Origin of the sequence: Aureibaculum koreense (assembly GCF_034296135.1) — a bacterium.
In the GTDB taxonomy this organism is placed as follows: Bacteria; Bacteroidota; Bacteroidia; order Flavobacteriales; family Flavobacteriaceae; genus Aureibaculum.
Genome location: NZ_JAXKVV010000028.1, coordinates 29,096 through 45,889, shown reverse-complemented (window position 1 = coordinate 45,889; position 16,794 = coordinate 29,096). Strand labels below are relative to the sequence as shown.

At 35.6% G+C, this 16,794-nt stretch carries 14 protein-coding genes; 2 read left to right on the top strand and 12 right to left on the bottom strand.

Features of this window, described 5'->3' with window-relative positions:
• Positions 1–373: 373 nt before the first annotated feature.
• Positions 374–979, top strand: coding sequence for an N-acetylmuramoyl-L-alanine amidase family protein (locus UMM65_RS16170; RefSeq protein ID WP_321978036.1), 606 nt, complete (start codon positions 374–376; stop codon positions 977–979).
• 190 nt (positions 980–1,169) lie between these two features.
• Positions 1,170–1,595: an exodeoxyribonuclease X C-terminal domain-containing protein gene (locus UMM65_RS16165; protein WP_321978033.1), complete on the top strand. Its 426-nt coding sequence runs from the start codon at positions 1,170–1,172 to the stop codon at positions 1,593–1,595.
• Positions 1,596–1,597: 2 nt separating this feature from the next.
• Here the strand turns inward: UMM65_RS16165 and UMM65_RS16160 are convergent, their stop codons facing one another.
• The 12 genes from UMM65_RS16160 to UMM65_RS16105 all read right to left on the bottom strand — a co-directional run bounded on the left by UMM65_RS16160 (position 1,598) and on the right by UMM65_RS16105 (position 16,788).
• Positions 1,598–2,260, bottom strand: coding sequence for a P-loop NTPase family protein (locus tag UMM65_RS16160; RefSeq protein ID WP_321978032.1), 663 nt, complete (start codon positions 2,258–2,260; stop codon positions 1,598–1,600).
• Entirely contained in the window at positions 2,257–2,901 is a 645-nt protein-coding gene (locus UMM65_RS16155; protein WP_321978031.1) for a hypothetical protein, read from the bottom strand. Before UMM65_RS16155 ends, UMM65_RS16160 begins: the two co-directional genes overlap by 4 nt.
• A gap of 49 nt (positions 2,902–2,950) precedes the next feature.
• Positions 2,951–3,229: a helix-turn-helix domain-containing protein gene (locus UMM65_RS16150; RefSeq protein WP_321978030.1), complete on the bottom strand. Its 279-nt coding sequence runs from the start codon at positions 3,227–3,229 to the stop codon at positions 2,951–2,953.
• A gap of 276 nt (positions 3,230–3,505) precedes the next feature.
• Positions 3,506–4,357 (bottom strand): RteC domain-containing protein, encoded by an 852-nt coding sequence (locus tag UMM65_RS16145; protein ID WP_321978028.1) that lies wholly within the window; start codon positions 4,355–4,357, stop codon positions 3,506–3,508.
• A 23-nt stretch (positions 4,358–4,380) separates the two neighbouring features.
• Positions 4,381–6,153 (bottom strand): efflux RND transporter periplasmic adaptor subunit, encoded by a 1,773-nt coding sequence (locus tag UMM65_RS16140; protein ID WP_321978026.1) that lies wholly within the window; start codon positions 6,151–6,153, stop codon positions 4,381–4,383.
• 4 nt (positions 6,154–6,157) lie between these two features.
• Positions 6,158–8,659, bottom strand: a complete 2,502-nt coding sequence (locus tag UMM65_RS16135) for a heavy metal translocating P-type ATPase (protein WP_321978024.1) — start codon at positions 8,657–8,659, stop codon at positions 6,158–6,160.
• Positions 8,660–8,732: 73 nt separating this feature from the next.
• On the bottom strand, positions 8,733–9,188 hold the full coding sequence (locus tag UMM65_RS16130; RefSeq protein ID WP_321978022.1) for a heme-binding domain-containing protein: 456 nt from the start codon (positions 9,186–9,188) through the stop codon (positions 8,733–8,735).
• Positions 9,189–9,779 (bottom strand): DUF3347 domain-containing protein, encoded by a 591-nt coding sequence (locus tag UMM65_RS16125; protein WP_321978020.1) that lies wholly within the window; start codon positions 9,777–9,779, stop codon positions 9,189–9,191.
• A gap of 28 nt (positions 9,780–9,807) precedes the next feature.
• Positions 9,808–11,025, bottom strand: coding sequence for a TolC family protein (locus tag UMM65_RS16120; protein WP_321978018.1), 1,218 nt, complete (start codon positions 11,023–11,025; stop codon positions 9,808–9,810).
• Positions 11,022–14,771, bottom strand: coding sequence for an efflux RND transporter permease subunit (locus tag UMM65_RS16115; RefSeq protein ID WP_321978017.1), 3,750 nt, complete (start codon positions 14,769–14,771; stop codon positions 11,022–11,024). The genes UMM65_RS16120 and UMM65_RS16115 overlap by 4 nt, the downstream gene beginning before the upstream one ends.
• A 108-nt stretch (positions 14,772–14,879) precedes the next feature.
• Positions 14,880–15,293 (bottom strand): HYC_CC_PP family protein, encoded by a 414-nt coding sequence (locus tag UMM65_RS16110; RefSeq protein WP_321978015.1) that lies wholly within the window; start codon positions 15,291–15,293, stop codon positions 14,880–14,882.
• Between the two features lie 61 nt (positions 15,294–15,354).
• On the bottom strand, positions 15,355–16,788 hold the full coding sequence (locus UMM65_RS16105; protein WP_321978013.1) for a type IV secretory system conjugative DNA transfer family protein: 1,434 nt from the start codon (positions 16,786–16,788) through the stop codon (positions 15,355–15,357).
• Positions 16,789–16,794: the final 6 nt, after the last annotated feature.

Below are 16,794 nucleotides of genomic sequence, written 5' to 3'. Positions count from 1 at the left end.
TTGCTTTGAGCATTCATAAGAGCCTTTAGTTCTGATTCACTCTCTTTAATGTGTAAGTCTATTTGTTTTGCCATAAGGCAATTTACAAATAATTGAGTAAATTAACAAGAGAAATGGTATAATGTGATTTTTTCATACTCAAAGTGATTTAATTTTACGTCAATTTTGATATATGAAAAATACTGTATATTACAATGCAAATAACTGATAATCAATAAATTGTGAATAAAATAATTTTTGATATGAATTGTTTTTATTTGATGCGAATTGGCATCAAATTTTATGAAAATCTAGAAGTACTATGTTAATAACTCTAAAATTTTGGAAGTGGGTAACGCCCAAAAACGTCATTTTTCTGCTGATGCTGTTAAAAATGTGCTTCATTTTTGGTCAGGATTTGCAAACAAAAAATGTCATTGTCATCGACCCTGGACACGGCGGAAAAGATACAGGTGCAATTGGAAAAAATAAAGTACAAGAAAAGAATGTAGCGTTACGTATTGCCAATGAAATTTTAAGGCTGAACAAAATCCTATTGAATGACAAATTTGATATGTATTCGACCAGGTACAATGACACGTTGATTTCCTTATCAGACAGAAACCGATTGGCTGAAAGTTTAAAGGCAGACCTATTTGTGTCATTACATTGTAATGCCTCTGCCACTTCTTCAAAAGGAATTGATATTTATGTGCATAGTTCTAGTGATGAAGAAGTACACATAAAAGAATCCATTTCACTCGGATTATCCATTCTGGATGAAAGTACTATGAAATTGGGGTTTAAAAAGCGAGGTGTGCAATTTGCGAATTTTCAAGTGCTGCGTGAGAATACCAAGTATCGCCCTTCAATACTCATTGAAATGGGTTTTGTTACCAACACAGATGAAGCGGACTACTTTTTAAAGCCCAAAAATATTAGAGCTATGGCTTTGGCTATTTTAATGGGATTGTATAACTATTTTAATACTGGATTATGAAAGAATTGTTTGTTGAGATTGTAAAGAGTTTGAGAGAAATAATTTCCTCTTTTTTTAAAGAAATATATATTGTTTTTAAATCTTTTGCCGAAAAATAGCCTATGTCTTTTTGCATTTAAGTCCTAAATTTTTCGAGCATTTTTCGTAAATTTAATGTTCTAAATACACCAATTTTTTGCCAAGTTAAAAAATGAGAGCACTAGCAATTTTCTTTTTAAACGTCTTTCAAAACACCTTGGGGATGACCTTTGGTTTACTATTTCCACGTAAAGCCAAGCGACATTCTTACAAGGATTTATCTGATGTTGAGAAAGTAAAATACCTTGAAAAAAGAAGACAATACAAGGGCTATAAAAAACAATGGTTGTATTACAGATGTAGAGAGGAAGGTTTGATGGAAGCGTATCATAAATTGTTCAAAACTGAAGTTAAAGAACAAGATTATGGAACAAAGTTTAGTTTTGGTAAATATCGAGGGGAATTCGTTGAAGACATTTGGGAATCTGATAGAGAGTATATCAATTGGTTATCTCAACAAGAGTGGTTAGCAGAATATTTGGATGAAAACGATATGATTCACGAGTTACTTCATTTAGAGGAAGAAAACCAAAATTAGATTTAAGCTCTTTTATCACGACTACTTTTGTCAAAGGCAATTAAGTTGAACAATTGTCGCATTCTTGAACGTACTCTATTACCGTAACGTTCCTCCAGTTCTTTAGCATTTAGATTTGTAGTAGCGTGTGTTTTAATTTTGTTACTTAAAAATAAATCATAACGGGATAGTATAATTTCTCCCATTACGTTACAATCTTTCCCAAAATGCCTTCCGGTCGGTTCTACACCTAAATCATCAAAACAATAAAATTTCTTATCCCCATAGTTCTCAATAATAGTGTAACCGATATTATTAAAGGCAAAGGCAATGTTCCGTGTTGGTATAACCTCATACAATTTTTGATGTGGTACAATATGGCGTAACAATTTCATTAAACTGGTCTTGCCGCAACCAACAGGACCAGAAAGTAAAATGCCTTTATTGATGTCTATGTCTAGCTTTTTGCAATTCGTTTCATCCTTGATGAAATAGTTGCAGAGCTTGAACAGAATATCTCGGTCTTCTTCAAAGATTTTAAACTTTTTGCCAAATAACAGTTTTCCTTTGGCATTGAGGTAAATGAGCATTTTATCAAAATCGTATAGTAACTGATTGTTTTTTAGTTCCCCTAATTTGTATTGGACGCTGCCCTCGATGATGATATGTGGTTGGTAAATCTTCATAGGGGTTCATTATAATTTTTGTTGGAACTTGTCTTTAGGTTGTCCGTATTTTGACTAACTGCGACCATTATTTTTTCTGTTTTGAGCTCGTCCGCTTTTATCATCCAGTTGTGAGCTGTGGCGTGCCAATCGACAATTTTTGTTTTACCACCTACTTTCCAGCCGATACCTTGGTAGTGGTTGTAAAATTTTTTAGCCTCCAGTTCTGGCCAATTTTCTTTTTGAAAAAAATCAATGACTTCATTCTCATTTTTTGGCTGGTCAAGTTTATTCCCGTTTGTATTGTTTTTTATAGTTTGAATAGGTTTGTTTATAGATACCACCGCTTGTCCATTACTTGTCCCGATATTGGTACTGCTTGGGTACAGAGCTTGTCCAGCACTTGTCCCAAAATTGAACATCTTGATACGGCTACCTTTAAACGGATTGTGAGAGGGTTCATACAAGAGGTATTTCCAATGGTGCAGTTCTTTGATACAACGGTGGTAAGTGGTTTTTGAACCGATTTTGGAAAGTTTCATCGCTTCTTCTCGATTGATATAGAATTCTACAGGAAAGTGATAGTTGTTCCATAACTGGAACAATGCCACGTACAAACTGATGTGCGTAGGATTTAAACGACTGTCTTTTGAAAATTGCAAGAATACGGCATTTAGGTGCTTTATGTAGTTGACCTGTTCCAAAACAATTTTAAAATTTGTTATGGATTTTGTTATTTTCCATCACGTTCATTATTTCTTCATAATCGTAATAGAGTACACCGCCTACTTTGGTATAGGGTAATGTTCCATTGATTCTTAAATTTTGTAAAGTACCGGAAGAGATTCCCAAAAGTTCTTTTACGTCAGGGGATTTTAGCCACCTTTTGGTAATATGACCTGATTGTTCGTTGAGAATTTGCTTAATATCATCGAGCAGTTCCATCTTGAACTCCCGAAGGTCGTCTGTGGTAATAATACTTGTAGGCATATAGAACGGATTAAAAGAAAGGGACTACCGTTCTGCTTTCATCTAAAATGATAGCCCCTGACCTGATTTGACTTTCGTTCTACAAAATTGAGGTGGTTTAATGGATTTTATTCACAAGGTGGGGCTTCTTGGGTGTTTTTTTTCTCTCATTTTCAATGATATACAATAGGGCGTTTTAGTACTTTCCTACAAAAATAAGGTATCTAAAAACCACCAAATAAAATGAGATTTTCCCCAAAAAGAGAAACACCCAAGTTAGAGCATCTTGGGTGTTTTTTATTTTATGTTATCAGTATCATCCATTCTTTTGGTTAACTGCTCTTTCAGAATATCCAAAAATTTGGTTCTACCGTTTTTACGCATTCGTATTTCCAGAAAAGCTCTATAATAATCGCCCAAATCAATTTTAAATGTTTTTTCAACGAAATAGGCAATATCCTTAATGTCAACAGTACCGTTGTTGATGACATCTGTGCTATGCAAAGCGTAAATCAGTTCAATTAAATATATTTTGTGGGCTGTCCACGTAATTTTCGTTTTCCTTTGTAACATCTTTAAATTTGCATAATTGTTATTATTTTCTAATTTATCAATCTCTCGTTTTAGGTGTACAATCAAAAGGTCATAAGCTAAAATTGTGGCTACGGTACTATCGTGGCTTGTTGCAAATTCTTCATCAACAAAAAAGTGAAGTGAGTCTGGGAATAGCCTAATATCCGCTTTACCTCTTAAAAAATATTGTTCATCAAACACGGTTGCTTCTCTGCGATAATAATGGTAAAAGTCAAGATTGTCGTTAAAGTAAGTTTGTAGTTTTTCAATATAATTGTTCAAATATTTTACTTGAGATTTATTGCTTCCCCTTGGTCTTTTACCTTCAATGTTAAATAATTTCACATAATAAATGAGCTTACTGTAAATTTTTGGTTTAGTGCATTTGAAAAAAGTAATTTCCTCCAACTTTGTTTCAAACTCATAGTCAACAACAATACTTCTAACTGTTTTAAGGGTTTGTTTTGCAAGTTTTATCCCTTTTTCAGCTTTGAGCAAAATATCTTGTTCCTCTATTTCAAGAATATCTAATTCATTGTCTAGTTCTTTTAATATATCCTTGAAATTTTTACCCATTCCGTACTGCGATTATGAGGTCTTTAGTCAATAGTGTTCGTTACATTGCCACAATTATGCATCGCCTTACCGAAGTAGGGATTCAATATTTTTTCTTCTTTGCTTAACCAATAAGCACCTTTATCATTATCTGCCATAGGACAGAATTGGCTATACACTTTTTGGTTTATACCAAATATTTCAACAGCACTTATTAAGTGTGATGACAAATGCTTAAAATGATTTCTTTGCTCTTTTATTTGTGTTTCAGAAGCAATTGAATTTGCTGAAGCTTTGATTTCGTTTTCTAACTTCATCCAATGGTTATGAGCATTTTTATCTGATAACAATTTCATATCGATTTTGCCTAAACTACTAACAACAGTAGTAGCTGTTTCTTTTGCCTTTTTAGGGTCATCATTTACCAACGCATCTTTTAGATTTGTATAATTTTCAAAAACATCTTTTAGTTGTTCTTGGAATTTTGTGGACACTTTAATGCGTTCATTCATTTCAGAATGGTCTGTTTTTTCGTTGGTATTTGTTGTTTCCATTCCAAGATGTCCTTCGTGTCCTGTCATTGTTTTTCCGCCTTCCTTGTTCATCATTGATTTTTTACCCTGCAATTGTGCTGCTGCATCAATTGTAAAAGTTCCATTTGTAACTATTTCATCGCCACTTTCTAAACCGTCTAGCACTTCGTAATTTTCTCCTATGGTATTGCCCAATTTTACTTCTCGCATTTCAAAAACTGGTTCGTCTGGATTTGTTTTTACATATACTACGGAACGTTCTCCTGTCCATAAAATCGCTGTGGATGGGATATTTAATGCTTGTTTTTGAGTTGAAGAAACACCCTTAATTTTGCCTTCAACAAACATTCCTGGCTTAAAGGCATCATCAGTATTATTTAATACAACCCTTAATTTTACCGTTCTGGTTCGTGTATCTAACACAGGGTCGATAAACGAAACTTTACCTTTGAATTCCTTATTTGGATATGCATTGGTAGTGATTGCCACTTCTTGCCCTTTTTTGAATAAATCAATCTGGTTTTCATAGACATCGAAATTTGCCCAAACCGTGTTTAGTTTTGCGATTTTCAATAGCGGCTGTCCTTGTTTTATATAGTCGCCTTGCTCTACTAATTTTTCTGAAACCGTACCCGAAACTGTGGCATAAACAGGAAAGTTTTCTAAAACTTTTCCTGATGTTTCTATTTTATTTATTTGGCTCTCTGATAATTTCCAGAGTTTTAATTTGTTTCTTACAGCGTTGTACAATTCAGGTTGCGATTCTTTTAAAGAAGCTGCCGTAATCAACTCTTGTTGAGCCGCATATAATTCAGGGGAATAAATAGTGGCCAATAATTGCCCTTTGCGGATTTCTTCTCCGGTAAAACTCACATTCAAACGCTCAATCCTTCCAGAAAAATAACTGACTTGAACTGCATTCGATTCTTCATTTTCCACAATCTTTCCTGATAGCTTTATAGTATTTTCATTTGTTTTTCCATTGCCAACTATGGATGTTTGTACATTGGCCAACGCCATTGCGTTTTCAGACAGCTTGAATTGGTCTGCCAACAAACCATCTGCACCACTTTCCGCAGGGATTAAATCCATACCACAAATAGGACAATCGCCTGGTTCTGGTTGCATAATTTGTGGATGCATTGAACACGTCCACATTTGATTGGTTTCAGCTACTTCATTATGGTTATGCTCTGTTTTTTTATCGGGTGAACCACCAAAAATTACCCATCCCAATAGTAGCCCTATAGCTAATATCCCAATATAAACTATGTATTTTTTCATTTTATTATATTTTAATATTTCTTAATCTTAATGCGTTTACAATTACTGAAACAGAACTAAAACTCATTGCTAAAGCGGCAATCATTGGCGATAGTAGAATTCCAAAAAATGGAAATAGAACACCTGCTGCAATAGGTACCCCCAATGTATTATAGACGAGTGCAAAAAATAGGTTTTGCTTTATGTTTCTCATTACGGAATGGCTTAAATTTTTCGCCTTAACTATACTGTGTAAATTACCTTTGACCAAGGTTATCATTGCACTTTCTATGGCAACGTCAGTACCTGTTCCCATCGCTACTCCTACATCACTTTTTGCCAATGCTGGGGCATCGTTGATACCATCGCCCGCCATAGCAACTATTTTGCCTTTTGCCTGTAATTTTTCTACTTCTTTGAGTTTATCTTCGGGCAACATACTTGCCTTAAAATCTGCCAAGTTAAGTTCGTAAGCAACCGCTTGTGCTGTATTATGGTTATCTCCCGTAAGCATTACAACATCTATACCTTTGTCTTGAAGTTCTTTTATAGCTTTAGCACTTGTTTTCTTTATTTTATCGCCTATTACTACGTAACCAACAATCTCATTATCAATCGACAAATAAGAAACTGTTTTACCCTGTTTTTGAAAAGATTCTGCTTTTTGCTTCATTTCTTTAGAAATTTCCGCATTCGTATATTCCATCATTTTCGGATTTCCTAATGCTACTTTTTTATTATTTATTACAGCCTCAACACCTTTTCCTGTAACAGCGTTAAACCCGTCAGATTTTAAAGTTTTAGTATTTTGCTCACTACCATATTTCACGGTCGCTTCGGCAAGTGGATGTTCACTATTAGTATTCAATGAAACAATGTATTGAAGAATCTCGCTTTCGCTAATATTTTTACTAAAAGTACCTACCGTATCTACTGTTGGTTTTCCTTCCGTTATAGTTCCTGTTTTATCAACGATTAGCGTATCAACCTTATCCATTTTTTCGAGAGCTTCGGCGTTTTTAATCAACACACCATTTTGAGCACCTTTGCCAACCCCCACCATAACGGACATAGGTGTTGCCAAACCTAATGCACAAGGGCAAGCAATAATTAATACGGCAATTGCATTTACCAAGGCATAAACGTAAGCCGGTTCTGGGCCCCAAATAGCCCAAACTGCAAACGTGATGAATGAAATAATAACGACTACTGGCACAAAATAACCTGAAACTTTATCTGCCAAGTTTTGAATGGGTGCTCTGCTACGACTGGCATCGTTGACCATATGTATAATTTGGGAAAGTAATGTATCACTACCTACTTTTTCAGCTTTCATTAAAAAGGATTGATTGCCATTAATAGTACCACTACTCACTTTATCATCCACGGTTTTATTTACGGGAATAGGCTCTCCGGTAATCATAGATTCATCTATGCTTGTTTCTCCTTCGTTAACAATACCGTCCACGGGAATTTTATCGCCAGGCTTTACTTTTAGAATATCTTTAAGTTTAATTTCGTCTATACTTACCTCAATATCCTCTCCATCTACAACTTTTGTTGCCTTGTTGGGTGCTAACTTTAATAGTTCTTTTACTGCGGAATTGGTTTTGCTATGTGCACGAGCTTCTAACAACTGACCTAAAAGCACTAACGTTAGAATAACCGTTGCAGCTTCAAAATAGACGTGTACTGCACCAGATTCGGTTTTAAACTGTGCCGGAAATATATCTGGAAATATCATTCCAAAAACGCTAAATAACCAAGCTACTCCTGCACCAATCCCAATAAGTGTGAACATATTAAGATTCCACGTTTTTATACTTTTGTAGGCACGCTCAAAAAACATCCGCGTAGCGTAAAATACGACTGGGATTGAAAGTGCAAACTGAATCCAATTCCAATATTTCTGTTCCATTATATCGTACAATGGATTGTTGTTGAGCATTTCGCTCATAGCCATTAAGAATATTGGCAATGTGAATGCAGTTGCTATCCAAAACTTTTTCAACAGTTTTTTATAGGTTTTTTCTTCAGCAGAAAGGTCTGGTTGCATTAATATTAAATCCATTCCGCAAATGGAACACGAACCAGCTTCATCTTTTACTATTTCTGGATGCATAGGACACGTCCATTGTTCTTTTTGGGAAGTAGAAACATTTTGTTCTTCCACTAAATCCATACCGCAAACAGGACAATCGCCTGGTTTGTTATAGGTTTTATCTCCTTCGCAATGCATTGGGCAATAGAACGTACCTGTGCCTTTCCCTTTAGGGTGCTGTTTCTTTTTATTTTCGGAATGTTGATGATGTTCTCCTGATTTATGAATGCTGTATTTTCCACCATCGTTTTTTAATGCTTCTTGAAATGTTTCAATAGCTATATGTTGCTTCATTTCGATAGTGGCTTCTGATTTTTCTAAATTAACTTTAGCATTTGAAACACCATCTACCTTTGAAAGTGTTTCCTCTACGTGACTGCGACATCCGTTGCAAGTCATTCCGTGAATGTGATATGTGTGTTTCATTATTTTCTTTTTGTGCCTGACACGGGAAGGGCTATTAACCAATTAATCAGTATTTCCTTCCCATATCAGGGCTTTATTCTAAATTGTCTTTTAGTTTCTTTATATAATCAATAACCAAGGTCTTTTCAGATTTTGATAGTTTCGCATCCCTATGAATTAAGGTGTAAGATGAAAGTGGCATTTCATCATCTTTTAACTGGCTCATAATTGACTTTAATTTGCTATTCTTCCTTCGGTTGGAATACGCATCCCATTCATTGAAATTCAATTCTTCCTTTCCATCGGCTATATGATTTTCGAGGAACCAAGCGATGGGTTGGATTTTATTGTACCAAGGATAGTTTGTATTATTACTGTGACAATCATAGCAGGATCCTTCCAATAATGTACTGATGTCTTTTGGTGGATTGTTTACCAATAAAAAATCAGTTTTTGGCACAACAGTAGTTTGGTTTAGTTCCGTGGACATAAACTGTATGCCTACAAAACACAACAATATGACCAATGCTATGATTTTCACAATTCTCATTTAGTTTATCTCTTTTTGCACTTTTCCGCATTTCAGCATTTTACTGCCGTAATAAGGGTTTCTAATTTCCTCGTTCATACTTAACCAAGCACTACCACCATCATACATCGGGCAAAATTGTTGGTACAAAGTGTTTACCGTTCCGGTAATTGACACCATATCCATAATATCCTTGCTCAATGTTTTAAAATGTTCACGTTGGTGGTCCATTTCACTCTTGCCAATATGCTCTGCGTGTTCTTTGGCATCTGCGATAATATCTTTAAGCTCTTTTTGCTGTTCAGCAGTAAAGCCGCTTATATCAAATTCACTCAAAGTGTTGTTCAATTTGTTTCCAGCTTTAGCAGCTTTGTCTTTATCGGTTTCTACTAAAGCATCTTTAAGTGCCATATAATCTGCCAATACTTTCTGTACACCCGAATTCTGCGAATTAACATCCATCATATCATTGGATGTATTCATTTTCTCGTGGTTCATTTCAGAATGCATCGCATCTTGGGAATCTTGCTTTTTATTGTCTTTACAAGACATTGCTGTTAGGCTTACAAAAGCCATTACCATAATTGTTGTTGTTAATCTTACTTTTTTCATTGTTATTGATTTTAAATTATACTAGTTTTTAGTTACTTAAATAATTGATGATTGTGGTTTGTACATAGTAGGTTTTAATGGATTCTATTTGGTTCATTTGAAACTTCAACTGCAATTCCTGAATATCCAGAACATCATTAAAATCAATAGTTCCAGTTTCATAGCTCTTGATTAAAATTTCTTCGGCATCATTAGCCTGTTTTAAATTTTTGGTTTGCGTTTTATAACTGATTCTTGCAGAAATCCTATCGTTTACGGCTTTGTCTAAAACGGTTTCCAACTTGTTCAATCGCTCCTGTTTCTGTGCCGTTATTTCCTGCTGTTGTAACTCATTTTGTTTGGTCTGCGATTTATATTTTTTGTTGAAAATCGGAATTGATACCGATACCATTGGCATTACAATGTCTTTTCCGTTGTCGCTAAAATCCATATTAGGTCGCTTGTCAACATTGACATAATCCAGCCCAAAACCAATCATAGGAAGGCTTTCCTTTTGATTCAATAGTTCTGACTGCTCAACAGATTGGTACAGCTTGTCATATTTTATCAATTCCGGATGTAGGGATAAGTTTTCTGTATTAACCAAAGTGCTTTCAGAAGGAATGGTCAATTCATCAACTACATTCACAACAATATCCTTATCACGGTTCAACAATTTATTGAGGGCGGTTTGTTCCGCTAAATATTGTTGAGCCAATACCTCTTTTAATTGTTCCAACTCATTTTGACGCATTTGCAACCGCAATACATCTACTGCTGAAGCTTTTCCAACTTCAACAGAAGTCAATGCCAAAGTCTCATAGGTTTCGAGCAATTCAATATTTTGCACTAACACCTTTTGCTTTGCTTTGTTAGCATACAAATTGTAATAGGATTGCGAAACGGAAGCCACTAACTTTCTTTTTGCAATAACTATATCCTCGTATTTGGCATCGGCTAGGGAACTCACATAATTCTCTCTTGCCGTAATAGAGCCAAACCAGGGTATCATTTGTTTAGCGGACACTTTAAAGCGTTGAGCTCCTGTTCTTGTCTCTGGTTCGCTAACAAAGTACCCAACTCCCAATTCAGTATTGGGTATGGTATTTACCTCGTTTATCTTTTCAGAAACAATACTGTATTGCAATTCAAATTTTTGGATTTCAGGACTGTTTTTCAATCCTTCATCAATAAGTGTTTCCAATTGCTGTGCATTTGAAAATCCAAAGGTTAAAAGTCCAATCGCTATTAAAATTATTTTCTTCATTTCGCTATTCTTTTAAGTTGAGCCTCGTGTTTCCAACTGTATAAAACAGGAACAACAAATAATGTAATTAAGGCGATGACCATACCTCCAAAACTTGGTATTGCCATAGGAATCATTATATCGCTTCCTCGACCTGTTGACGTTAAGACTGGCAACAATGCCAATATGGTGGTGGCCGTTGTCATCAGACAAGGACGAATACGCTTTTCTCCAGCTTCAACCACCGAGGCTCTTATTTGCTGTTTTGTTTCGGGTGTGTTTCTATCAAAAGTTTGGGTCAGATAAGTTGCCATTACTACACCGTCATCTGTGGCTATACCAAATAAGGCAATGAAACCAACCCAGACGGCAACACTTAAATTGATTGTGTGCATTTGGAACAAGTCCCGTAAATTTTCCCCGAAAAAATTGAAGTTTAAAAACCAGTCTTGTCCGTACAGCCAAATCATTACAAAACCACCAGCGAATGCAACGGCAATTCCTGTAAAGACCATTAATGACGTGGCTACCGAACGAAACTGGAAATACAAAATCAAAAAGATAATGAGTAATGCTAATGGCACTACAACCGATAAGGTTGCCTCTGCTCTTAATTGATTTTCATATGTTCCCGTGAATTGATAGTTGATGCCTTTTGGTACTACCAATTCTCCCGAATCTATCTTTTGCTGAATAAGCCCTTGGGCATTTTCAACTACGTTTACTTCGGCAAATCCATCCAGTTTATCAAACAGCACATAACCCACTAAAAAAGTATCTTCACTTTTTATGACTTGTGGACCTTGTTCATATCGAATGGTTGCCAACTCGCTCAATGGTACAGGACTACCTTTCTCAACAGGTACATAAATTTGTTTCAAATCGTTTGGGTTTTCCCGTAATTCTCTTGGATAACGAACACGAACGCCGTAACGTTCACGACCTTCAACGGTTTGGGTCAATACCATTCCGCCTACAGCTACTTTTAACACATTTTGAACATCATCTATGGATATACCATAACGTGCTAGTTTTTCTCTGTCTATATCAATTAATAGATAGGGTTTTCCAACTATTCTATCTGCAAAAACAGCTTCGGTCTTAACGCCTTCCGCTTGTCTCAAAATATCTTCCAATTGAATGCCAAAAGCCTCAATTTGTTTTAAATTCTGGCCTTTTACCTTGATTCCCATTGGTGCTCGCATTCCTGTTTGCAGCATTACCAATCGGGTTTCAATGGGTTGTAATTTAGGTGCTGAAGTAACACCAGGCAGCTTGGTTACTTTTACTATCTCTTTCCATATATCATCAGGGTTTTTTAGTTCTGGTCGCCAGTTTCTAAAAAACTCGCCATCTTCATCAGGAATGAGGTTATCGGATGATTCGCTAACTGTTATCAAAACTTTTTTGCCAACTTTTCGAGCGTTTTCAACTTCTTTAGAACCTACTGCCTTATTTGGATTTTCAACCAAAGTGCCATCTGTCCGAATAAAGAAGCCTTCATCATTTACTTTGTAGCGTTGGCGTTCTCCTGTTTCATTCAACATATATTCAGGTTTATACTGAATAACATTTTCGTACATTGATAAAGGTGCGGGGTCTAAAGCTGATTCTGTTCTACCTGACTTACCAACAACGGTTTTGATTTCTGGAATACTGGCTACCGCCATATCCAACTGTTGCAAAATCCGCTTGTTTTCTTCTATTCCTGCGTGTGGCATTGAAGTTGGCATAAGTAGAAACGAACCCTCATTTAATGATGGCATAAATTCCTTTCCGGTATTCTTCATAATGAAAAAACCAGCAATAACAATAAGGGTTGGAATGGATAGGAAAAGTATCTTGTTGGCTAAAGCCCATCTTAAAATTCGTGTATAATATCTTCGGAATACCGTAAATGCTCCCAATAATCCAAAACAGATAAGCCCAACAAAAATGAGATTCCAAAAGATGCTTTTATCTACACCTAGTGGTCGCCAATATTCAGCCAAAAGAAAAACTATCGCAAAAGCTGAAATACCTATATTTAAAATGTTGGCTCGTTTTTCCGTTATTCTATCTTGTAATTTTATAAGGGAAGTAGCTCCAAACGCAATTAGGATTAATCCTAGCCAGTGCCCAAATAGTAATGCTACGATACCAAGTGCTATTAGAACACCATTGATGATATAACCAGACATCTTTTTTATGGTTTTCTTTCTGAATAAGAATGCTGCAAATGGTGGGATTAAGAATAAGGCAACAATTATGGAAGCCGTTAATGCAAATGTTTTTGTAAATGCTAATGGTCTGAACAATTTACCTTCTGCACCAATCATTGTAAATACAGGAATGAAACTGATTATAGTGGTCATTACAGCCGTTACAATTGCTCCAGATACTTCGGCAGTAGCATTGTAAACAACGGTGTTTATGGGTGATTTGCTATCATTTTCATCAAGATGCCTGATAATGTTTTCCGAGAGTATGACACCTACATCTACCATTGTACCAATGGCAATAGCGATACCTGATAATGCAACTATGTTGGCATCAACGCCAAAAAGTTTCATTGCTATAAAAACCATTAAAACCGCAACTGGCAATAGTCCGGATATGAGTACCGAAGCACGAAGATTAAATACCATAATGATGATGACCAAAATGGTAATCAGAATTTCTAAAGTCAATGCTTCGTTGAGCGTTCCTAATGTTTCTTGTATCAGTTCCGTTCTATCGTAAAAAGGCACTATGGTTACTTGTGAAGTCCTTCCGTCTGCCAATATTTTTGAAGGCAACCCTGCACTTAATTCGTTTATTTTCTCTTTGACATTGTTGATGACTTCCATAGGGTTTGCACTATATCGAGCTACAACAACCGCTCCCACGACTTCCGCACCTTCTTTGTCCAGTATTCCTCTACGAGTTGCTGGACCTAAAGACACTTTACCAATGTCTTTGATTTTGATAGCTGTATAATCTTCAGATGTTACTACGGCATTTTCAATGTCTGCAATAGACTTAACATAACCCAAGCCACGTACCAAGTATTCGGCTTTGTTTATTTCCAATGTCTGTGCACCAATATCTTTATTGCTTTCCTTTACGGCTTTTACAACGTGATGCAAGCCAATATTATACTGACGCATCAATTCTGGATTCACATCTACTTGATATTCCTGAACATAGCCACCAATAGAGGCTACTTCTGAAACACCACTTGCAGATGACAAGGCATATTTTACATAGTAATCTTGGATGCTTCGCAACTCGTGTAAATCCCATCCACCAGTAACGTTACCTTTTTCATCACGACCTTCTAGCGTGTACCAAAATATTTGACCTAATCCCGTTGCATCTGGCCCTAAAGCGGGATTTACTCCTTCGGGAAGTAATCCACTTGGCAATGAATTTAATTTTTCGAGAATACGACTGCGACTCCAATAAAACTCTATATCTTCTTCAAAAATGATATAGATACTCGAAAATCCAAACATAGACGAACTACGAATGGTTTTAACGCCTGGAATTCCAAGAAGTGATGTTGTTAATGGATAAGTGATTTGGTCTTCAATATCCTGCGGAGAACGACCATCCCATTTGGTAAAAACTATTTGTTGGTTTTCTCCAATATCTGGTATGGCATCTACGGCTACGGGATTACTTGGTAAAAAACCAGTATCCCAATTGAAAGGTGCATTTACTATTCCCCATCCTATAAATAGCACGAGTAGTAATACTGCAACAAGTTTATTTTCTATTAGAAATTTTATGCTTTTATTTAGCATTATATTGATAATTAAACAATTAGACATTGGTGTTGCGAAAACACCGAATACAAAGAATTATCCTAATGGAATGCATCCACCGGATAAAAGAAATCTATTGTTTAAAAATCAAATTAAATAAGTCTCGTCGAGCTTGTAGATTTGCTTTATGACGAGGGGTGGTTTATAATCTTGGTAAGTAGCTGCATTTTCTTCTAAACCTTCAAAAAGGTTGATGTAAGTGTATATAAATGAAGCAACAAATAATTGTTGGTCAAATGTTAGTGTGTCAAAAGATATTTTTAATTCGTCTTGACCGTCTATGATTAATTGTTCATCAGAACAACAATCTTTTACCTTAATGGAGCAACCTTCAGTTGAAGGGTTTTCCATTTCCATTCCACAACCCTCGGCTTTATGAAATACTGACGTTTCTACTAAAGTATCTCCACAATAATGCATATCAATAGTGAATGACATTGTAGAAAAAAGCACTACAATTGCCATTAAAAAGGATGATATTTTATGAAAAATTTGCTTCATCGGTGATGCAAAGTTATAAAAAATCAAATAAATTATGTTAAAATTTTTGCTAAAAATAATTTCAGTTCAGTTTAAAAGTGGATTTTATATCTCTATAAATCCGCTCAAAATTTAGACGCAATTCATCTTCTGTGTAGTGTTTATATGGCTTGGGAATTTCTTTTTGAATAGCTTGTAGTTTAAATTGAACTCTTTTGTCTTTTCCATCCGCAAAAGTGATAAATTCCCCTTGTTTTAGACGGAAAAAAACATCTGCTCTACGTTTGGACACTTCCTTTTCGCCTTTGGTAATTCGGGTATCGAAATTGAGATTGAATCCTTTATTGATGCTTGTGGTTTCCATCTTGACCAATTCAAAAAACCGTTCATAATATTTGGCAGTATCTGGGTCATTAACTTTGCCAAAAAACTGATAGGAAAGTTTGCTTAAAATAGCCTTACTCGCTTTATCTCCATATAGCATATCATTCTGTATTTTGTCTTGCATCACGTAAATTGTGGCAATATCATAGCTTCGTAAAGTTGCGGGAATACGGTGCATATTAAGCAGTTTTATAGTTGGAGCTTCTTCCATCATTAAAAAGGAAGGCAGTTGTCCTCTTATGCTCATTTGCTTAATGACTGTATGCATTATAGCTGCAATGATTGGGGAATATGCCGATTCATATTTGGGGTGGTTTACTATTGAAATAATTGCTGGGTTTTCACTACTATTTATATTTAGTGGAACTTCATCTTTTGATAGTGCCATAAATAGTTTTTGAGAACCTATCTTTTTAAATGCGTTGGCCAACGTGCTTTTTACACCTGCCGTTTGCTTATCGGAATCCATTCCGTTGATAAAAGCACTTGCCATACTCTTGGACGTAATATTGGAACTTAAAAATGAGATTAATTGCTTGGTGTTCATTAATTGAAAAATTGCAATTAAATGGGGCAAGGTGCAATACTGCGGATAGGATATTTTTAGTTTCCATATCAATCCACCCATTAAGCCTTCTACGGCATCACTAAAAAATTTTGTAGTACTGTTGGTACTGGATTCATCAAACTCTAAAAGATTTTCAATGAGCACTTTTGATAATTCATTAACGCTTTCTTCATTGGGCAAATATCTTGGTGCAATGGGGTTTACACGAAAATGGATTTGGTCAAAGGCAATAGTATAAAAATTAGTGTCCTTTTCCTTAAATAAGGGGTAGGCGATTTCAGTAAGTTCAAAATCCTTATAATCGTGAATGATACCACAAAATTGATTTTTACTGAAATGTTGAAGAAAATTATAGATAACACTTTCGGTTTTTCCACTTCCCGCAGAACCAATAACTGATGCACCTCTTTTTATATTTTCTATTTGAAATTTTCCACGACGGAGCTTAAAGCGTACCAGATATTTCTTATTTCCGTTGCCTGACTGTTCCTCATGAAGAAACACATATAAGACCGTACCTATAAACAATAACGGCACAACAATGTAAAGAATGATTTGTGGCATTAACAT